Genomic DNA, 21,603 nt, shown 5'->3' with positions numbered 1-21,603 from the left:
GACCCCTATTCTCCCTTTCTTTTCTTGATTTCCCTCTTAGTCAAATTAATCAATTTGGTGATTTTTATCCCCCGGGGACAGACCTTGGTGCACTCAAAATGGTTATCGCAGGCCCAGATGCCATTGGGCTGATCCAGGATGGCAATCCTGGCATCCAAGCCCTGATCCCGACTGTCAAAAATAAAGCGAGAGGCATGTACCAGAGCGGCGGGACCCAGAAAATCCGGATTTGTGTCCAACACGGGGCAGGCGGAATAACAGGCTCCGCAGTTGATGCACTTGGTAGCGTCATCGATGGCATCCCTCTGCAGCTGGCTCTGTATATACTCACCATTTTCCGGTGGTTTTTCTTCGGGAATTAGAAAGGGAGACACTTTTTTAAACCGGGATAGGAATTCACTCTGATCGACCATGAGGTCCTTTTGAACAGGCAGATGCCTCAGAGGTTCGATGAGGATAGTATCCCCCTCGCTCTGGGTCACATCTTTGATGAGGGTCTTACAGGCCAGTCTCTCCTTGCCATTGATCCTCATGGCATCGGAGCCGCAGACGCCATGGGCACAGCTCTTGCGGAAGGCAAGAGATCCGTCTTCGTTCCTGTACACATGCATCAGTGAGTCCAGAACCCTGTCGCTGGGGTCAACATCCACCTTATAGGTATCAAAACGGGATTCCTTATCGGTCTGTGGGTTGTATCTGAAAATTTTCAATTCAATCTGCATTATTTCTCTCCCATAATTTCTGGATTAATAGACCCTGGGCTTCGGTTCCCACTTATGTACATCCACATCCCTATATTGAAAGCTTATCTGATTGTCTTTGAGGGTACTCAAGCTGTGCTTCAGCCAGTCCCCGTCATTTCTATCAGGAAAGTCGTCCCGGGTATGAGCTCCCCGGCTCTCCTGCCTGTTCAGGGCTGAAGCAGCCGTATGAAGGGCAAGATCCAGGAGATTCCCCAGCTCGAGGACTGTCTGTACTTCGGCATTAAAATTTTCTGCGCCGGCATGAACCGAAACATGCTCATAGTCCAGCCGGAGTTTCTGAAGAGATGAAACAGCTTTTTCCATTTCACTGCCGGTCCTGTAAACGCCTACCTTTTCCATCATCGTTTCCTGCATGGAATCGAAGATTTCACCGGGATGGCTACCCTTGGCCGATTTGAGCCGGGCAATCCGGTCCTTCCACCATCGGGCCCGATCCTTATCAACCCGCCCTTGGGGAGCATTCCTGACATATTCTGCAATATGCTGTCCGGCTCTGCGCCCGAAGACCACCAGATCGACAAGAGAGTTCGTTCCCAGCCGATTGGCTCCATGGACAGAAACACAGGCACATTCACCGGCAGCGTACAAACCGGGATAGACTTTTTCCCCGGTCCAAACCTGACCGTTCACATTGGTGGGAATGCCTCCCATGGCATAGTGCGCCGTGGGCTGAACCGGCATGGGTGCTTCGGCAGGATCAACATCTAAATAGGTCCTACAAAAATCGGCAATATCGGGGATTTTTTCTTCAACCTTGGCCCGCCCCAGATGACTGGCATCCAGGTAAACATAATCATCTATTTTCCTAGTGCCTCTAATGCCACGGCCCTCAAAGATTTCAGTCATGATAGCCCGGCTGATCATGTCCCTGGGGGCCAAGTCCAGCATGGTGGGAGCATAGCGTTTCATAAAGGCTTCACCCTCTGAATTGTAGAGGATGCCCCCCTCGCCGCGAACACCCTCTGTGATCAGGATGCCCATGTCTCTGATGCCCGTGGGATGTATCTGAAAGAACTCCATATCCATAAGGGGGATTCCATTCCGGGCTAGAATGGCCGGTCCGTCACCGGTGTTGGAATAGGCATTGGAAGTGATCTTGAACATGCGCCCAAAACCGCCAGTAGCGAAAAGAATAACCTTGGCCTTGAACATATGGATCTGCCCCGTAGCCAATTCAAAGACGATCAGCCCCGAGGGAGTGTCTCCATCAAGCATGACGTCCAGTACGAAAAACTCATCATAAAAGGCTACATCACTCTTGATGCACTGCTGATATAGGGTCTGCAGGATCATATGCCCCGTCCGGTCGGCGGCATAGCAGGCTCTTCGAACAGGACCTTCACCGAAATTACGGGTATGCCCGCCAAAGCGCCGCTGGTCGATTTTGCCTTCAGGAGTCCGTGAAAAAGGAAGCCCTCTATTCTCAAGATCATACACGGCCCGAACCGCATCTTCCGCCAGAATCACCGCCGCATTCTGATCGACAAGATAGTCACCCCCCTTAACCGTATCAAAGGCATGCCATTCGGGTTTATCTTCTTCCACATTCCCCAAGGCGGCTCCTATACCACCCTGAGCGGCTCCCGTATGACTCCGCTGAGGATAAACTTTGGTCAATACAGCCGTTTTACCCGTTCTACTCGCTTCAAGCGCGGCGTATAAGCCTGCTCCTCCGGCTCCAACGATCAGTACGTCATAGTCATAATCCATAGACTTTCCCCTTTTTTCTCAAGAGACAGAGACTCCCTGTCTAATAAGCTTTTATTGACTCATATGTTTTAACACCAGATTTAAGATTCCTCCCGCTCTGTAATAATCCAGTTCCCCCGATGTATCGATTCGGACACGGACCTGAAACTCACGCCTCCGTCTGCCCTCATTCACAACAAGAGTAAGATGACACTTGGGCGACAACCGGCTCACTCCCAGCAGATCATAAGATCCCATCCCTTTGATTCCGAGTGAATCGACCGAATCCCCTCCTTCAAACTCCAGGGGAAGGATCCCCATGCCGACCAGATTGGATCGATGAATCCTTTCATAGCTCTCGGCAATCACCGCCTTGACTCCCAACAGGAGAGTTCCCTTGGCTGCCCAGTCCCTGGACGATCCTGCGCCGTACTCCTTGCCGGCAAAGAGGATTAAAGGGATTCCCTTTTTCTGATAGGCCATGGAAGTATCAAAGATGGTACTCTGTTCTCCCCGGCTGTTCAGGGTGTATCCCCCTTCCACACCATTAAGCATTTTGTTCTTCAAACGGATATTTCCGAAAGTGCCGCGCATCATCACTTCGTGATTTCCCCGGCGACTTCCAAAGGAATTGAAATCTGAAGAAGAAACACCCTGACTAATCAGATATTGACCCGCTGGTTCATCAAAGGGAATAACACCCGCTGGAGAGATATGGTCCGTTGTTGTGGCATCGGGAAGGATCGCCAGGGTCCTGGCCCCCTTAATGTCCACAAACTTCTGTTCCTCATTGAATTTATCAAAGAATGGAGGCCTGCGGATGTAACTGCTGTTTTCTGTCCAGGCAAAAAGACTGCCACTGGTCCCTGAAAGCTCCGCCCACTCGGCGGTTCCTTTGAAGACTTCCGCATATTTATCTTTGAATTGATCGGATGAGACACTCATCGCCATGACCTCTTCAATCTCACTGTTTTCGGGCCAGAGGTCTTTAAAGTAAACCTTCTCTCCCTGGTCGTTGACAGCCAAGGCATCTCTCGTGATGTCAATCCGCAGAGATCCAGCCAGGGCATAGGCGACCACCAAGGGAGGAGATGCCAGGAAACTGGCCTGGGAGACGGGATGGATACGGCCTGCGAAATTCCTGTTCCCCGAAAGGACATTGACTGTGACCAGCTTTTTGGCAAGGATGGCCTTTTCAATTTCAGGTCGCAAAGGCCCGGAGTTCCCTATGCAGGTGGTACAGCCGAAACCAACAAGATGAAATCCCAGCTTCTCCAGATAAGGAAGAAGACCGGCTTTTTCGAGATAACTGATAACGACCTGGCTACCGGGTGCAAAGGAAGTCTTCACCCAGGGCTTGGACCTGAGTCCAGCCTTAACAGCCTTTTTAGCAAGAAGTCCTGCGGCGATAAGGATGGCGGGATTGGATGTATTCGTACAGCTCGTGATGGCGGCGATGGCCACATCACCATGTCCAAGACTGTAGTCTGTACCCTCCACGGATGACCGGGCTTCCAGATCGCTCACACCGTAGTCTGCCTTCAAAACTTTCTCAAACTTGCTTGTAATATCTTCCAAAACAACCCGGTTCTGAGGTTTATTAGGCCCGGCCATACTGGGTTTGACTTCCCGGAGATCCAGAGAAAGGGTATCGGAAAACTCAGGTTCGACCTTTGGATCTCTCCAAAGCCCCTGAAGTTTGGCATATTCTTCCACAAGGCGTATCCTCTGTTCATCCCGTCCGGTGAGTCTCAGGTACTTGAGCAGCTCATCATCGATGGGAAACAGGCCACATGTAGCACCATACTCGGGAGCCATATTGCTGATTGTGGCTCTGTCGGCAAGGCTGAGATGATCTAGACCGGGACCATAGAACTCTACAAATTTACCGACCACAGCTCTGGCCCGCAGCATCTGGGTCACCGTAAGAACCAGATCCGTAGCGGTGGTTCCCTCGGGCAGCTTCCCGGTAAACCTAAAACCGACAACCTCGGGAATCAACATTGTCAGAGGCTGTCCCAAAAGAGCCGCTTCGGCCTCTATGCCTCCCACACCCCAGCCTAAAACGCAGAGTCCACCGATCATAGTCGTATGACTGTCTGTACCAACCAGGGTATCGGGGAAAGCCGTCTCCTGACCATCGACAGTCCTGAGGGTCACCACATCGGCCAGATATTCCAGATTAACCTGATGTACAATTCCTGTTCCAGGGGGAACAACCCTGAAGTTCTTGAATTCCTTTTGTGCCCAGTTCAGAAGGCGGTAACGTTCACTATTCCTCTCAAATTCCTTTTTCACATTCATCTTATAGGCCGAAGGAGAGGCATTGAAATCTACTTGGACGGAATGATCCACCACCATATCTACGGGAATTACCGGGTTGATTTTGGAGGCATCTCCCCCATTTTCAGACAGGGCATTCCGCATGGCCGCCAGGTCTACAACAGCGGGGACTCCAGTAAAATCCTGCATAACCACCCGGCCAGGATGAAAATTGATGTCCTTTGCGACTTTCCCTTTTGTCTGATTCCACTCAGACAGAGCCGATAGATCATCGGGAGAAACAAAATCACTGCTTCCATGACGCAGCATATTTTCCATCAGGATTTTCACAGCTACCGGAAGAGGAGCAAGATCGAACCCCTTCTCCCTTGCAAATTCCTGCAGACTGTAATACATGACCTTCCTATCCGCAAAATCAAGTTCTTTTTTTAACATCACCGATTCCTTTTAGATATTCTTCTCTTTTAAACTATGAGAGGAAGAATATTACTTGTCAAGAAAATCAATTAGGGAAGACAAATTACAGGCATTCATTGACAGATCATTGGGACAGGACTAAGGTTCTTTCTAAAGGGAACTTAAAATGAAACAGCAGACAATCCTGGAAGCCATAGCACAGGGATTCCAGAAAAATACAGAAGAATACATTCTGCAGATATCCATCATCATAGGTCTCTTCATCCTTATGATTCTGTCCTCCATCCTATTTAATATCCTGTTCAGAAAGAAACGATACAGGATCTGGGAGCAGGAATATGAGGACATGATCCGAAAGTATGACCTGACAATCAACGAAATAGATTTTATAGATGAATTGACCCCATTCCTAGTCGATCAAAAAAGGAAGACCCTCATCCTTAAAAATTTGAATACCTATCTGAACGCCCTTGCGCTTTGGAAGAAGAAAAACCCGGCTGAGGACCTGTACTCAGACCGATTGATGAAAAAGCTCTTTGGGAAGGACAGTAAAGATCTGCAGAATCAAAAAACAAGCCTTTATGGTCCGGGTCGGCCAGCTCGGTATATTGATCCCGAGGGTAGAACGTTCTCCGGAGTCATTGCCTCCACGGATACACACAGCATGACCTTGAAAAATGTAATTGAAATGGATATAAGGGAGAAATCAGGGAGGGGACAGCTGTTCATACAGGATTATAAGGGGATTATTTCAAAACCGGTCAGCTCCTTTAAGATCCTTGAAAAGGCCTCCCTCCTCGTGAACATAGGGGAAATTCCACTGGAAAAGAAAGTGTCTCTTTCAGACATATACATCCTTCTACCCGGGAAAGAAAAACCAGTAAAAACCACTCTGATCAAGCTTGAAAAAGGGACTGGTATCATCCTGGCTCCAGATATGAAACTCGGTCTGGGACAAGCATTGAAGCTGTCATTCAGGGTGGATTTGGATACATCATTCAATGTGAATGCCCTGATAACAGGAATCTCACTGAATAAGCGGTATATCCGGCTTAAGTTCGGATATTTAAAGAGAGCAGAAAAGAGCAAAAAAAAGTACCGGTAGCCCCGGTACTTTTTGACCCCTTACATTACTTAATCAGGATAAACTCCACCCTCCTATTTTTCCATCGGTTCTGTTCATCACTATGGGGAACCACAGGTTTGTAACCTCCATACCCCATACTACTCATGCGCGCGGCTTGAATACCTCTTTGAACAAGGGCAGACTTGATTGTTTCGGCTCTCTCCCTGGAAAGAGGTAGTAGGACATCTTCTTCCTCAGACATCCACTTTTTCTCATCTTTCCACAGGATACGGACGGCATGCCCTTCCAGCTGAATATTGTATTGGCCGTACTTCATAAGAATCTCTGCCAGACGATCCAGAGTTTTCAGATTACGGCTCTTCAATTCCGGGTCGATGGAAAGATAATCTGCTGTAAATGGCTTGAAATAGATGCTTGAGATACTAATCCTCAGCTTATCACCGTCTTTAAGAACCAGAATATCAATGGGAATTGTCTTTTTCACAGAATTACGATTCCCGACTCCATCAACGGCCTCAACTTCCAGAATATAATCTGAGGCAGACTGAACCAGCTCACCCCTCTTGTCTTTTCCATTCCAAAGATAGGAACCATTTATGAAGTTCATGGGATTGAGTGTGAAGAACAATGATCCTGCAGGGTCAAGAATCCTTGCAGACCAACTCTCAATACCCGAAGGGTCCTGGGGATCTATTTGAATTGTCAGAATATCACTCTCACCATCTCCGTCAGGAGAAAAGGGCAGTTTTGATGTAGAAAGGTTAATATCCGGCTCGGTCAGGTCAATTCTGACAGCTGGAACGGCCCCTCTCTTCTCATAATTTCCCTTGATATACTCAACTTCCAACTCTCCTCGGAAGAGTCCTTCACTGATGGCCCCCCCCGTATTTCGTCCATCCCAGGAAATGGTCTCGGGAATAAGACTGTTCATGCCTGAGACCTTAAAAACCCGGGTTTCAGACTCATCAAGAACAGAGAAGGTCCAGGAGGCGATGCCCTCCTTGACCAGGGGTCTGGGATAAAACATGACAACATCCGAATGACCATCGCTATTGGGACTGAAAACATTGATGGATTGAGTCAGTTGAACAGGAGTCGCCTTTGTGTCTACAGAAAAGAGACTGGAGAGAAAGACAGCTGAGTTTCCTGCGGCATCTGTGGCATTGAGCCTGTACTGGTAAAGACCATCAGCGACAAGAAGACCGGAGGCATCCAGTCCGTCCCAGAGGACAGGAACAACCCGTTCATTCCATTTCCAGGATCTAATCACCCTCTTATCGGCCATGATCTGTCCGGTCCAGACAGTCTCAGCACTGCTGCTTTGAAAGATTTCAACCGAGTCTTTCCGGCCATCATTATTGGGAGAAAATACGGGAAGAGAGGCTTTGAGGACCGCAGTAGGTGCGGTCAAATCTAGTTTGAGCTTTCCCGATACGGCTTTTTGGAGGGCTCCATTATTATACTGAACTTCCAGACCGGCATAATAGTACCCTTCGGGAAGAGTTTTCCCAGATTTCTTACCGTCAAAGACATAAATCCCCGGAGACTCTTCTTTCAGTTCCTTAACCAGGTCCCCAGCAGCATTAATAATCTTCAGTTTCAATGAGTTGATTCTGGATCTTTCAGCAGCCTCTACCTCTATACGAACCGTATCCATGACGCCGTCATCGTTAGGGCTGAACTGATCAGCGCTCAAAAGTCTCATCTGAACAGGATAAGCGGTGTTGTCGATGACAATCTGATCATAGCCCAAACGGAAACTATTGCCGCCCTCATCTATAGATTCCAGAGTGTATGAGTACGAACCTTCAGGGCTCAGTTCATCATTTTCTGTCTTGCCATTCCATGAAAAAAGAGCTGGAACCCCACTCCATCGGAATGTCCGGACCAGCTCGTTGTTACTATCCTTAATTGTACCGACCCAAAGAGCCTCAGCACTGGCCTCTTGCTGATGTATATCCAGAGAATCCTGACTGCCATCTCCGTTGGGAGAGAATATGGAATAGGGAAAGTAGAGCTGGGCATAGGGTGCAGTGTTATCAACAATGATCCTTACAGGGCCGAAAAAACCGGTATTTCCCTTATAATCATTGACATTGACAGTCAAAGAATACGTCCCATCGGCCGCCCATGTTCCATCTGAAGTTTTCCCATCCCAGAGAATTTCTCCCGGGACAATCACCGGATGCTTCCTCTTGAGAATCCCCCCGGGTTCGTCTTTGAAGGTTTTTGAATAAACAACATCATCCAGGGCTGAACGGATCTCAATAGAATACCCCTGAATCTTGAGCCCCTTCGTATCAGGGATATTCATGGGAATAGAAACGGTATCCATGATACCGTCATTGTTTTTGGGAGAGAGATACAGATCTTTCCCTTCTGACTCGAGGGGGATGCTTCCTTCAAATGTAGCACATCCAGAAAGCCCCCAAACAAGTAAACCGAAAATGAGAGTCATCTTCACTTTTTTCATAAACCAACCTTAGTAGGTAAAATAATAAACAGGGGTATACCCTGTACTCATAACAAAATCAATATCAATAGTTACAATATCTGACTGTTTATTTAACTTATTTTTTTATAATCAGGAATAACCTGGAACCATATCGAAATTACTAGAAAAGAGCCCCAAAAGATGAGAGGTGGTTTTGCAGAAAATCCAACTTTAATTTTAGTTTTATTCCACTTGAGAAACAAAGGATTCTGATGAATATAGATAGATTATAATTATTTTTGATTTAAAAATTTACATTTAAAATCTCTAAGACCCGATTGAGGGTCTCTCTGATGCATTGCGGATCTCGGGATGGCCCTGGGATTCCCGATTCATTCAGCCCCTGTTCCCGAATCAGGTACTCTTTCACTCTGGGTCCGCAAAACCTTCCCTGACAAGCCCCCATGCCTGCCCGTGTCCGCCTTTTGACGGCATCCAGAGAGCCCAGGGGAATCCCCCTGGATAAAGCATCCTTAAGGACCGACTCACTCACCTGTTCACAACGGCAAACCAGGCGCTCCGGGTCTCCATAGGGACGCTGAGCCTCCTTGGCAGCCAGGGCCGGAGCCTTAAGGTCCCCGGGAGTGCACAGGAGTTTACGATGGGGATTAAAATCGTCTTTGAGAGAGAAAGACAGTCCTTTTTCTTTGAGAAGCTCTTCAACCTTAAGAGCAATGGCCGGTGATGAGGTTAACCCCGGAGACTCTATGCCGGCCAGATTAAAAAATCCTTCCACTGAGGACTCTTCAATAATGAAGTCTCCCCTATCCCCCCGGGGTCGTATTCCGGAAAACATTCGGATGGACAGCTTGGGATCCAGGGAGGGAACCGAGAGACAGGCCGTCTTAAATATGGATGCCAGGGTCTCCGGATCGGTGCCAAGGTCCTCAGAACTCTGAACTTCTTCAGCGTTTGGACCAATGAGGAGATTCCCCCAGATCGTGGGAGTTACCAAAATGCCCTTTCCTTTCTCAGTGGGCGGTTGAAAAATCACCATACCAAGGTTCATCAAATCGGCACTTCCCCGGCGAAGAAGCAAATACTGCCCTTTCCGAGGTAGAATAGAAAAATCAGCAGCCCCTGCCAGGCCGGCCACCTCTGCACAACCGGCTCCGGCGGCATTGATTACAAAAGTGGAACGGAATTCCCTATCATTGCCTTTGACATAAAATCCAGTTTCTTCTTTTAGGATGGAATGAACAGGAGTATTCAGATGGAGAGAGACACCGTTTTCGATGGCATTCTCAGCCAGGGCAATACAAAATTCATAGGGAGAGACAATTCCCGTTTCCGGACAGTACAAGGCTCCGGCCAGATCGGGATTCAACGATGGGGAGTGTTTCAAAGCCTCTTCCGCCGAAAGGATTTTTAATCCTCTGACTCCATTGCGTTCTCCGTTCTCGAGCAATTTCTGAAGGGTGATCAAATCCTCGGGTACAAAGGCCAGAACAAGAGAACCAGTCCTTCTGAATCCAAAGTTCAGCTCCTGTTCAAGCCGATCATACATCCGGTTTCCCTTGATACTGAGATCCCCTTTAAGGGTTCCGGCCTTTGCCGTGTATCCTCCATGGACAATCCCGGAGTTTGCTCTTGTCGCCCCAGTCCCCACATCGTCTGATGCATCCAGGAGGAGAATTTTTAACTTATACCGGCTCAGTTGCCGTGCCAGGGCGCAGCCAACGACGCCAGCGCCAATAATCAGAACATCTGCGGTCTCCATGGATGAACTCCTTTTGTATTTATATTCCCAATCCAGTCTCAAAGAGAATCTTCATCCAGAAGCCTTTTCTCTCCCTCCAGGGCCCGTAGGGGGGCAATATCCTGACTGACTTCAATGACACCCTTATAAGTATCTCCTTCAAAAAGCGGAAAATAACGGATATGAATGAATTGTCCCTTCATCTGAATCCAGAACTCTGCAGAGTCCCGTCTCCGGGCCTTAAAATCATCGACAATATTCTGAACCACATGAACACTGCTGGGGGGATGACAATTTTGAACATCCCTCCCTATGATGCCAGGAGAACGGGGGAAGATCCTTTCCTTGCCCTGACTGTAATACCGAACCCTGTCCTCTTCATCCACATAGGTGATATCCAGAGGAAGATTCTTAAGCATCAAGTCAATTTGGGAGGGCAGCAATTTCCCCACGGAAAGATCAACGCTGTCTCCGTCCTGGGTGTCGGTGGATTGGGGTTTATCATCTGCCTTGACAACAGTGGTATCCCTGATGGTCCCTTCCGGAATGGCAACACCAAAGGAGGAGCCAAAGTCGTGCAGCTCCTGATTCATTTTCATAAATCGTTCCTGGGGGATAGCTCTGAGGGCTACAGGAAAAAGGATATACCTCTCCCGATATATCATGGCCGAGAGCTTCAGAAAAACATCGCCAAACACCCTTTTGAATTCTTTCCAGTCCCGCTCAGCCCGGGTAGAAAGCTCCAGTTCAAGGATCAGTTGTTTGAGTCCCGTGATAACAATATCATGGATGTGCCACATCAGCTTTGTGCATCTGTACTCGGACAGACAGTCCTCCAGAGCGGATGACAGAGGGTATTCGATCTTTTGGTAATGGATGTTAATTTCTGCAAGAGCTCTCAACTCTTCCAAAAGTCTATCCCTGCAATCTGCATTGGGGCCGGTGGAAGTGAAGGATGTACTGAAGTCCTTAAACAGGGAAGACAAGCTGTTCTTATGGGCTGTCAATGCTTGATTTTCCTCAAGGAGGTGTGCCAGAAAATGATCTTTTTCGACCAGAACTGGGGGCTGTGCATCGAGCCCCTTGCTGCAGGCTCGTATGAACCGGGCCACCGTATTCTCGATCCTGCTGAAATCACTGCTGTCTCTCAGGAGTGCATCAATGGCCATATTGACCTGCCAGGGTGTGGCCGTCTCTAGAAGGGAACTGTATTGATCGTATCCCTCACGACTCCGATTTCCCTCATACAAAGCTTTCAAGTAGTCATACAAGGGATTCTCCCTGTTCAATCCTTCACTCATGGTATAGCTCCCCCCAATTTCTTCTGATATTGAATATTTTGCCTCAGAATGCTGTTTTTTAATATCATAAAATAAAAAAATATAGCCTCCTTTGAGAAGTTTTTGCCAAGCGGCCCAGGATGCCCGATTGTTATATGTTTGGATTCAGACAAAACTTGGAAAACGAAGACAAAAGGAGCTTGTCATTGGGAATTCCAGTCTGCCCTATTTATCATATTCGCAGTGAAAGCTCGACTGGGATGAAATGAGGAGCAGATACCACAGTCGCAGATGAAGATTATTCCGGTCCGGAGAATAAATCTGGACCGGAAGAGAGCGCTTAAGCTTTGAAACGAAGAGAATTTACAACAGGAGTACCTCCTGCTACCTCAGTGGCAATCTTTCCAATTTTCTCAACATCTCCCTTGAGATCGACTCGTCCGGAAAGCTGAACTTCCATGGTCGATGCGAAAAAACTCCCTTTCTTGACGACACTGACCAACATACCCGTCGTAACGATATTTGAGGCATCAGCCTTAATAGCATCCATGATTTTATTCTTGAGCGTATCCATTTTTGAAGCCATTTTTTTTCCTTTTACTCCATTTGAATTTTTTCGGAGCATGAACCATTATAGTTGAATTTGCGTTATTTAAATATCAGAATCATCAGATTTATGAAAAGTTTGTATTTAGGAGTCATCAAACTCGCCAGAATGGCAAGTTTGATGTCGGAGAAATCATAAAACCACGATAAAGCCTTTTCTTGAAACGAAAAACCTATCCGGCTATATCGGGAATAATGAGCTTGATCATCAGAGTAAGTATGCCGCCCATCAAGCGACCGATGGGAAGAATTTCCACATCCATCACACGGTTGATCAATAAAATACCCAGAAGGAGATAGACTCCCAAACGATTATAATTCATTATGAAATTCTGCTTTTTATTGAAAATGGCCGTGATCACTCTGGACCCGTCCAGAGGCGGAATTGGAATCAAATTAAATACAAACAAGAGAACATTGATTATCAGCACATATTGGATGACCGTAATCACGGCTCCAACCTGCAAAAATGCCAAAGATTCTGTCATAATGATGATTCTGAGAAAAAAGGTAAAAACGATGGCAATCAGCAGATTAGAGAGAGGACCTGCCAGAGAAGTCATCACCAGACCCTGATATTTTTTCTTGTAACTGTCAATATTGATATGAACAGGCTTCGCCCATCCAAAACCAACAGTCAGAAGCATCAGCGTCCCCCAAAGATCCAGATGCCGCAGAGGATTGAGCGTCAAGCGTCCTTCCATTCGGGGAGTCTTATCTCCCAAAAGGGAAGAGACCCATCCATGGGCAAACTCATGAACCGACAGGCTTAATAGCAATATGGGTACCAGGAAAACAATCTCCTGTATGGACAGCTCGAAAATCATGAAGATTCCTCCTAGATGAATAGCGTCATCGTCTCACAAAAAAACAATTTCAAGAAGTCATGGAGAGAACAATATGAGACAGAATCATACCACAGGATTAAATACAGCTACAGAAAAGATGGAGAAAAAAGGAATATATATCCTGTCTCTTTCTACGAATTCAGATTAAAATAGATGGAGTGGTTTTTTATTTTGTCTTTACGACAAAGTAATAAAATAGGATAAATCACTTTTTGTAAAAAGGACGATACCATGTACAATTCCCTTCTGGAAATACCCTTTCAAACAGCATTACAGTTCCCTCATAGAATATCACACAAGTACACAGATAAGTCAGGAACACACAGCCTGACATTTGCAGAATTTGCCCGGTATATCAGGATTCTGACTGCCGGATTTGAACACTTTGGCATAAGAAAAAAAGACCATGTGGGCTTCTTCATGAATAACCGCTATGAATGGATGGCTACCGATATGGCTCTTATGGCCCTGGGAGCTGTATCTGTTCCCAGAGGATCAGACACGACACCGCGGGAAGTACAATTCATTTATAATCACTCAGACTCGGAATTTATCATACTCGAAAATCAAAAACAGCTTAAGGATCTCTTACCCATTTTCACAAAGGAAGACTGGGAGAAATGCAAGAGGATTTTTATTCTGGACTGTAAAGATGATCAAGCCTTTCCTGATGAATTAACAGGCAAGACCTGCTATTACAAAGACGTTCTAAAAGCCGGTGAATCAGAACTTGAAAAGGAGCCTCTTCAGATCGAAAGGCTGATGAAGGAGATTAACAAAGATGACCTTGTCACCATTGTCTACACTTCGGGAACAACAGGGAATCCTAAGGGTGTGATGCTGACACACGGGAACTTTATTCAAAACGTGGTGGCCAACACTCCCCGACTGGAAATAGATTCCTCCAAGGAGGAGAAGACAGTAGTTATGCTTCCCTCCTGGCATGTCTATGAGAGAGCCTTTGAATACTGCGGTTTATCCACAGCTCTGACCCTGGTCTACTCCTCTGCGGGTCGCTTTGCCTCGGATCTCATCAAAGAAAAGCCAGAGATTCTTATATCCGTTCCACGAATCTGGGAATCCATTTATCAGAAAATGATCAGAACCATAAGCCAAATGCCTGCTTTTAAGAGGTATCTGATTTTTTCATTCATCAAAATTAATCAAATGTATCTGAGCTCAGGAAATTATATGAAGGGATGTTATATATCCCTGAAAAAACGGTCCTCCTTCCACAAAGGAGCCGCCATGGTATTTCATTTCTGCCGCTGGATCAGCATGACTCCCGGACACCTTCTGGCACAGGTCCTGTTCAAACCATTTAGAGAAAAAGTAGGTGGGAATCTTAGAGGTGCGACTTCTGCAGCAGGATCCCTTCCCAAATATCTGGATGAACTATTCAACTCTATCGGAATCAATATAGCCAATGCCTATGGTATGACAGAATGTGCCCCGGGAATTCTGTCCAGGACTTTTGGACGCAATACATTTGGGACCACAGGAGTTCCTTTTGACAACACGGAAGTACAGATACGGAGAGCCGATGGCAGTGAAACCGATATAGGGGAAAAAGGGATCATTTTCGCCCGAGGTCCTCAGGTCATGCTGGGGTACTATAAGAATCCTGAGGCAACCAAAGCCGTGCTGGATGATCAGGGCTGGATGAACACGGGAGACCTGGCTGTTCGTTCTGAGAATGGAGAAGTAATCATCGTGGGACGTGCCAAAGATACGATTGTCCTCATGGGCGGTGAGAACGTGGAACCTGAACCCATAGAAGATAAGATGAAAGAGAGTCTATTCATAGATCATGCCGTCGTCTTTGGGCAGGACCAGAAACAGCTGTCGGCCATTGTGGCCGTGAATGAAGAAGAATTGATGAAGCTGGCTCAGGAATTGAAACTACAAGACTTTGAAGTTCAAATGAGCGGTAAAGACTCCATTGAGCAGGATCATATCTATGAGGTCATCATGAAAGAGGTCAATCAGCTCATTTCAAGAGAGCAGGGATTTAAACCCTTCGAATTCGTGACGAAGATCCTTCCTGTCCGGAATGATTTTTCCATTGGGAAGGAGCTCACACAGACCCTTAAGGTAAAGAGGCAGTTCATAGAAGAAAAATATAAGTCTCTCTTAAACCGACTCAATGAAGATACCGACAAGATTAGAAAAAAAGTTAAAAAAAAGAAAAAATAACAGGATAGTGTATGACTTCAGAAGAAAAGAGACCATTGACAGAGATGGAGAAAGAGCTCATCCAAGAACTTGATGACTTCAAAAAGGAGAAAGAACGGGTTAAGAAGATCCTGGGCAGCCTGGGCGGAACAAAAATTGCCCGCAGAGATAAAATGATAAACATGGCTTTTGCCGTGGTGGTGTTGGGATTTTTTATACTGGAGTTGACCACTCATTTTTTACCGTCCTTTGTCTCTCTTGAAGTGGGCTTGTTGTTCCTTTCAATCAAAATCATTTGGATGATGAACAGCGCCCACAAGGTGAATCACTTTCAATTCTGGATACTCAATTCCATTGAATACAAGGTGAACCAGATTGACAGAAAAGTGATCAACATTGAGAAAAGGATTCATGACTTAGAATCCTAGGAAAATTATGGGGAGAAGCGAATTTTTATGACAAAAGTAATTAGATATAACGATACAAGGAATCTTTTGGAAGGTGATGAATTCACCAAGGTCTACTGCCATACGGACAAGCTTATATTTGCTACGAGCACTCTCCTTCCCGGACAGAAAGCCTGCCTGGACAAGGGTCACAAAGATGCAGATGAAACCTGTTATGTCATTGAAGGGCATATTGCCGTCCACCTGACCGGCCTGGATGAAGTTCATGAACTGCAGAAAGGAGACTGCATCCTAATTCCACAGGGAGAACCCCACTATACAGTGAACATAGGAACAATCCAATCTGTCACAGCCTGGGCCTGTGCCCCCCATCTTTGAGAGGCAAAGAAAATGGGATATTTATTTCTGATAAGACACGCCCAAAGCGAAGCGAACAGTCAAAGGATTATGGCCAGCCGCCTTCCCTTTCCTCTCACTAAGGCAGGAAAAGCGGATGCAGACCTCATCGCGTCACAGCTCTCACAGTCCGTAACGATTCAGAGGATCATCTCTTCCCCCTTGGTCAGGGCAATAGAAACAGCCGCTTCATTTTCCAGGGTGTTCGGTATTGAGTGCGAAGAGGATGAACGCCTGTCAGAACAGGATCTTGGGATATATTCGGGGATGACCTATGATCAGGTCAAGGAAGAACCCCTTTACGAAATGAACACTCAGAATAGATGGAACTGGATTCCTCAAGGTGGCGGAGAGTCTTATGAAATGATTGCCCGGAGGGTTCAGTCATTCTTTGCCTCCCTCGATCCCGAAAGTCAGGACAATATCCTCATCGTGACCCATGCTGTGACATTCCGTCTAATCAGGGCAGTCCTGGAAAATACACTCCCGGCCTACCCCAGCGGATTTCCAAACAATGGAGAAATATGGAAGGTCCATTATAAAGGGCTTGGTGTGGAACATTCCATCGAGTCACTGCTCCTGGGAAACAGCAAAGACTTTATTCACAACCCCTAGACAATCTCTTTTTTTAGCGTCTCAGACTGTTCTGCCAATGTCTCGGCCATATCAAGGACCTTATCTGATGAGACTCTGATTTCATCAGAATCTCGTTTAATGTCTTCCGCAACATGGCCCAAGTCTATGGATAACTGCTTGTTTCTCGCCAGATTGGTGTCAATGGTGCTCTTGTCCTGAGCTACCTCATTCACACTTTCCATGACACTGCTTGTCAGTTCGTTCAGACTGGTCGTGGTACGCAGGATTTCCGTACTTCCCGTGTTCAACTCTTCCGTGCTGGAATAAATATCATCCATGGCTCGAACTACTGAATCAATTTCTTCCCGGATTTCTCCGAAGGAAGTTCCAGACTGTTTGACCTGAGAACCGGTTTTTTCAATGGAATTGATCATGGTCTTTAGATTTTCAGAAATTTTCTTGGCATTTCCTGAGCTGTTTTCGGCGAGCTTTCTGATTTCATCAGCCACCACGGCAAACCCCCGTCCCGCATCTCCGGCATGAGCCGCTTCAATCGCCGCGTTCATGGCCAAGAGGTTCGTCTGAGCGGCAATACCGCTGATAAGGCTGGTCATATCCCGGATGGTACTAATCTGGTCGATCACGCCATTGAAGGAACTCTCGGTCTGTTTGATGACCTCTTCACCATTTTGGGAGGTAAGGAGCAGGCTTTCGACATTCTTCTTCCTGACCTGAATGGTTTGAGACACACTCTTAATGGAAGCGACCATCTCTTCAATGGCCGCACTGGATTCTGCGACATTGGCCGATTGATCCTGAGCCTTATCCTTGAGCTCATCCAAACTACTACCGATGGCCTCCAGAGCCTGACCTGTGTTAGAAAAACCACCCTTAAGATTCTCAACGGATTCCAGGATTTTCTCCACCCTGTTTTCGATGAGAGTCACTGCCATCCCCGTTTCTTCTGCACTCTCTTTTAAACCAACGGCTCGGTCAATCTGTTTTGACACAGTTTCTACCAGAGAGATCATACGCCGACTGTGATTTTCACTTTCATTGAATTTATTTAGAACATCTTCGGTAACCATATAGAAGATATTTTTATTGGAGATAATAATGAAGGCAGACACCATGTACACAAAGGAAACAGAGGACAACTGATTCATGAGTGTAATTTCAGAGTTTTTATAGGCTCCGGTGATGATTACAAAAAGGACAAACAGCCAATAGGACAGGATCGAGGCAATTCCCAAATATTGTACATGCTTTTTGTTTCTGATTTGAAATGAGGCGATGAGCAAGGCCAAAAGCAGGTTCAAGGCATACTGGAAAATAGATCGTTCCCCTTTATAGCCGTTCAGCCATGTAAACAAAATGAGGAGGAGCATCATCGAGATAGAGAAAACATAGGACGAAAGATCAAAATGACCTTTTTTCAACAAAATCAATGTGAAAACAAACAGGAAGGAAAGAATAAATAGAACTACCGCAGTAGTGATACGACCTTCTAAAACCTGAATGATTCCCAGAGGAATCATCAGCACAGTAACAATCAACTGTATTAGGAAGTTAACAGAAGCCTTCATTCTGACTTCATAGCTGGCACTTTCATATGCTGATGAGAGTAAATCCATAAGGACTCCTAAACGATTCTTTTGACATATTCATTCAATTGTATATTTCTATATTTTATTGGTAAGATATAGCATAAACGGATACAGAGATTTATTCCAGCATTATATTTCATCGATCCCCAGTATTTTTCACATTCATAGCCAGGAAATAAGAATACTTCAATATTCATGGAAACAGAAGGAATGTGTTACAGTAACATTTTAATTGATATGGATAATAATTATCAATATCAATTATTATCCTTAGAATGATAATAAAATGCGCTTGGTGTGGTCATATCATTGACGACTCAATAGAGGGCCCCATTTCCCATGGAATTTGCCCATCTTGTAAAAATCTGCTTTTGAATAATAGAGTCGAAATTGATGATGAATCTTCAAATTTAGATGATGATAACGGTGATATCTCCCGGAATAATGACTATATAGAAGAAAAAGAATAGTATTAGCCTCCTCTAATTGCCAAGAGATAGTCTATAATGAATCACAATATGAAATTCAAATACCTTTCTCTGGCCCTGTTTGTGATCTCTTTAAACTGCCTTTATGGACAGACCACTGCAAAGGAAGTCAGAATAGGTATGTTTTCCCTTGAACCAATGAACTTCATTGATAACCAGGGGAGACCCTCCGGTCTCTACCCTTCTCTCATAGATGAAATAGCGAAAGATGCAGGCTGGAAAGTACGCTATATCGAAGGAACCTTTAGCGAAGGACTTGAACGACTGCAGAATGATGAGATTGACCTGATGCCATCCATCGCCTGGTCCAATGAGCGCTCCCGGACCATGGATTTCACTAGTGAATCCATTACAAACATCTTGGGACAAGTCTTTACAACCGCTGATAGTCAAATTTTAAAAATCACTGATCTCCATGGGAAAACTGTGGGAATCATGAAAGATGATATCATCGGCAGAAATCTGGCCACAACAGTGTCTTCTCTTGAGATACAATACATACCGGTAGTATACCCAACCCATCATGATGTCATGACCGCCATAGAGGAAGGCGAAGTGGATGCGGGAGTCGCACCCCATTATTTTGGGATTCATCACCTTAAAGAATATGATCTGATAGAGACAAATATCCTTTTTTCTCCATTCTCCATCTACTTTGCCAGCAAGGACGGACAAAATAGCGACCTTCTCAATGACATCGATACCCTTATTGGGGAATGGAAGAAAGAGAAGGATTCAGTTTATTATCAAACGGTCAGATTCTGGATGGCCCCGGAAGAGCTGAGGCAGGAAAGAATCCCCCTTTGGATGAAAGGACTTCTGGCCACAACCCTATCCCTCATCCTCCTCATCTTATATTTTAACAATCTATTTAGAAGACTCATCAAAAAAAGGACCCAGATAATAAAAGAGAAGGAATCCCGTTACAGATCTCTTGTCCAGCAATTGAAAAGCATCATCCTGCGCATCAGCTCTGACGGGACGATCCTTTTCTGCAATGATTTTGGGCTCTCACTCCTGGGATTGAGAAAGTATGAGGTTCTGCAGAAAAATATATTTGATCTCAAACTCCTTCCCCCTGGTTTAACTTTGAATAATCTGATGAATACGGATACTCTGGCCCAGACAGAACTCATCAATGAAATAACAACCGGGGAAAACAGTTTTCATATACAGTGGTCCTTTGACAGGATCTCCGGCGGAGAAGGCAAGCCTAAGGAGATGATCTGTTTAGGTGTTGATTTGACTGGCGGAATCAGGATGGAGAATGCTCTCAAAGAGAGTGAAGAGAAATTCATCAGCTTCATGAATAATATTCCTGCCGGAACCTATATCAAAGATCCACTAGGGACCTATATTTATGCCAATACCACAGCTCTTTCCATGTTAAACAAGGGAAAGGAAATTCTAAAAATAGAAGATTTTATCAAGACTCCTGAATTACTTGAAATGATAAGAGAAGCCGATCAAAGATTGCTGACCGGACAGTCTTTTTCCGAGGACTTCGAATATGAAATTGAGTTGCTTTCATCCCATTCATGCACTCTCATTAGACTAACCCATTTCCCCATTCTATTGAGTAATGGAAAAAGACTGATAGGCGGCATTGCCTTTGATATCAGCGAAGCTCGGACAAAAGAGGAGCAGCTCAACCAGTCCCGGAAAATGCAGGCCATAGGAGAGCTGGCGGGAGGCATCGCTCATGACTTTAACAACCAGCTGTCTGGAATCATGGGGTATGCCGATCTTCTGACTCAGAGCATAACTGACCCCAGGCTGGAAAGGTATGCCAAAAAGCTGCATGACGGCATTGAAAGAGCCTCGGAAGTGACAAAACAACTCTTGAGCTTTAGTAGAAAGGGCAAAAAAGAAATAACAAACGTACATATGAATGATCTGATCCTAGAGCTGATTGATCTTTTGTCACACACCCTGGAGAAACAGGTCTTCATCTCCTTTACCGACATGGCTGAAGACTCTACGATCCAGGGAGACCCGAATCTGATCCAGAATGCACTTCTCAATATAGCCTTGAATGCCCGGGATGCCATGCATGGAAAGGGTTCCTTGTATATTTCAACTCAAAAAATCATGGCAGATGATAAAATGGTTGCCCTACAGGGATATTCCATCGAAAAGGGCCCCTATCTTGTGGTTTCCATAGAGGATACCGGGGAAGGCATGACCAAAGAGGTCAGGGACAAGATATTCGAACCCTTTTTCACAACAAAAGAAGAGGAACAGGGAACCGGAATGGGATTAGCCATGGTTTACGGTACGCTAAAAGATCATCACGGCAATGTGACGGTGCAGACCACGGTTGGGAAAGGAACAGTCTTCAAGCTCTACTTCCCCTGTGAAATACCCTTGCCTTATAATGACGGGGTCAAAGGAACCAAGCAGGAGAAAATCGTCCCCTCCTCTCTAAGAATTGCCATTGTTGATGATGAACAGATGATCCGGGACTTTTTAAGCCAGTCCCTCCTGGAAGCAGGTCATAGGGTCGCACTTTTTGAGGGAGGGAAACAAATCATCCATGCCTTCAAGGAGACTCAATCTTCCTTCGATTTGATTATACTTGATATGATAATGCCCGGGATGGGTGGCTTGGAAACCTATCAGAAATTGACCGAGATCCAACCCGATTTGCCTATACTTTTATCAAGCGGCTACAGTCCCAAGAATGAGCTGCATGAGATTCTGAAGAACGATCATATCGTGTACCTTCAAAAGCCTTACAGCCTCAAGGACATGAATGATGCCATTTCCAGACTGATGAACCAGTGA

General features: G+C 45.8%; 16 protein-coding genes. 7 read left to right on the top strand and 9 right to left on the bottom strand.

All coding sequences use genetic code 11. The annotated features are described in order from the left end of the window. Window positions 1-5: 5 nt before the first annotated feature. The 3 genes from EXM22_RS00270 to acnA are packed head-to-tail and all read right to left on the bottom strand — an operon-like array spanning window position 6 to window position 5,171. Window positions 6-722 (bottom strand): succinate dehydrogenase/fumarate reductase iron-sulfur subunit, encoded by a 717-nt coding sequence (locus EXM22_RS00270; RefSeq protein WP_149484583.1) that lies wholly within the window; start codon window positions 720-722, stop codon window positions 6-8. Window positions 723-746: 24 nt separating this feature from the next. After that, on the bottom strand, window positions 747-2,474 hold the full coding sequence (gene sdhA / locus EXM22_RS00265; RefSeq protein ID WP_149484582.1) for a succinate dehydrogenase flavoprotein subunit: 1,728 nt from the start codon (window positions 2,472-2,474) through the stop codon (window positions 747-749). Between the two features lie 51 nt (window positions 2,475-2,525). Continuing rightward, window positions 2,526-5,171 carry an aconitate hydratase AcnA gene (gene acnA / locus EXM22_RS00260; RefSeq protein ID WP_149484581.1) on the bottom strand — a complete coding sequence of 882 codons (2,646 nt, stop codon included), beginning with the start codon at window positions 5,169-5,171 and terminating at the stop codon, window positions 2,526-2,528. Window positions 5,172-5,319: 148 nt separating this feature from the next. Between acnA and EXM22_RS00255 the strand changes: the two genes are divergently transcribed. Beyond that, a complete protein-coding gene (locus tag EXM22_RS00255) occupies window positions 5,320-6,258 on the top strand; it encodes a hypothetical protein (RefSeq protein WP_149484580.1) in 939 nt (312 codons plus the stop codon). A 25-nt stretch (window positions 6,259-6,283) separates the two neighbouring features. Here the strand turns inward: EXM22_RS00255 and EXM22_RS00250 are convergent, their stop codons facing one another. The 5 genes from EXM22_RS00250 to EXM22_RS00230 all read right to left on the bottom strand — a co-directional run bounded on the left by EXM22_RS00250 (window position 6,284) and on the right by EXM22_RS00230 (window position 13,146). Then, complete coding sequence (locus EXM22_RS00250) at window positions 6,284-8,713, bottom strand: T9SS type B sorting domain-containing protein (RefSeq protein ID WP_149484579.1); 2,430 nt, start codon at window positions 8,711-8,713, stop codon at window positions 6,284-6,286. Between the two features lie 265 nt (window positions 8,714-8,978). After that, window positions 8,979-10,454: an NAD(P)/FAD-dependent oxidoreductase gene (locus tag EXM22_RS00245; protein WP_149484578.1), complete on the bottom strand. Its 1,476-nt coding sequence runs from the start codon at window positions 10,452-10,454 to the stop codon at window positions 8,979-8,981. 38 nt (window positions 10,455-10,492) lie between these two features. Then, window positions 10,493-11,734: a PAS domain-containing protein gene (locus EXM22_RS00240; RefSeq protein ID WP_149484577.1), complete on the bottom strand. Its 1,242-nt coding sequence runs from the start codon at window positions 11,732-11,734 to the stop codon at window positions 10,493-10,495. Window positions 11,735-12,053: 319 nt separating this feature from the next. Then, window positions 12,054-12,299: a BON domain-containing protein gene (locus EXM22_RS00235; RefSeq protein WP_168203254.1), complete on the bottom strand. Its 246-nt coding sequence runs from the start codon at window positions 12,297-12,299 to the stop codon at window positions 12,054-12,056. Between the two features lie 193 nt (window positions 12,300-12,492). Next, the gene (locus EXM22_RS00230; protein WP_149484575.1) at window positions 12,493-13,146 is read right to left on the bottom strand and encodes a site-2 protease family protein; all 654 of its coding nucleotides are present in this window, start codon (window positions 13,144-13,146) and stop codon (window positions 12,493-12,495) included. Window positions 13,147-13,398: 252 nt separating this feature from the next. Between EXM22_RS00230 and EXM22_RS00225 the strand changes: the two genes are divergently transcribed. The 4 genes from EXM22_RS00225 to EXM22_RS00210 are packed head-to-tail and all read left to right on the top strand — an operon-like array spanning window position 13,399 to window position 16,760. Further along, entirely contained in the window at window positions 13,399-15,363 is a 1,965-nt protein-coding gene (locus EXM22_RS00225) for an AMP-dependent synthetase/ligase (protein ID WP_149484574.1), read from the top strand. Window positions 15,364-15,374: 11 nt separating this feature from the next. Beyond that, the gene (locus EXM22_RS00220; protein ID WP_149484573.1) at window positions 15,375-15,770 is read left to right on the top strand and encodes a hypothetical protein; all 396 of its coding nucleotides are present in this window, start codon (window positions 15,375-15,377) and stop codon (window positions 15,768-15,770) included. Between the two features lie 27 nt (window positions 15,771-15,797). Then, entirely contained in the window at window positions 15,798-16,127 is a 330-nt protein-coding gene (locus EXM22_RS00215) for a cupin domain-containing protein (protein WP_149484572.1), read from the top strand. A gap of 12 nt (window positions 16,128-16,139) precedes the next feature. After that, window positions 16,140-16,760, top strand: a complete 621-nt coding sequence (locus tag EXM22_RS00210) for a histidine phosphatase family protein (RefSeq protein WP_149484571.1) — start codon at window positions 16,140-16,142, stop codon at window positions 16,758-16,760. Here the strand turns inward: EXM22_RS00210 and EXM22_RS00205 are convergent. Continuing rightward, window positions 16,757-18,355 carry a methyl-accepting chemotaxis protein gene (locus EXM22_RS00205; RefSeq protein ID WP_149484570.1) on the bottom strand — a complete coding sequence of 533 codons (1,599 nt, stop codon included), beginning with the start codon at window positions 18,353-18,355 and terminating at the stop codon, window positions 16,757-16,759. The two genes, EXM22_RS00210 and EXM22_RS00205, sit on opposite strands and share 4 nt — an antisense overlap. Before the next feature lie 248 nt (window positions 18,356-18,603). Here EXM22_RS00205 and EXM22_RS00200 point away from each other — a divergent pair, with 248 nt between their 5' ends. Then, a complete protein-coding gene (locus EXM22_RS00200) occupies window positions 18,604-18,798 on the top strand; it encodes a hypothetical protein (RefSeq protein ID WP_149484569.1) in 195 nt (64 codons plus the stop codon). Between the two features lie 48 nt (window positions 18,799-18,846). Next, window positions 18,847-21,603 (top strand): response regulator, encoded by a 2,757-nt coding sequence (locus EXM22_RS00195; protein WP_168203253.1) that lies wholly within the window; start codon window positions 18,847-18,849, stop codon window positions 21,601-21,603.

Origin of the sequence: Oceanispirochaeta crateris, assembly GCF_008329965.1 — a bacterium.
Classification (GTDB): domain Bacteria; phylum Spirochaetota; class Spirochaetia; order DSM-2461; family DSM-2461; genus Oceanispirochaeta; species Oceanispirochaeta crateris.
This window is presented reverse-complemented; position numbering and strand designations above follow the sequence as displayed.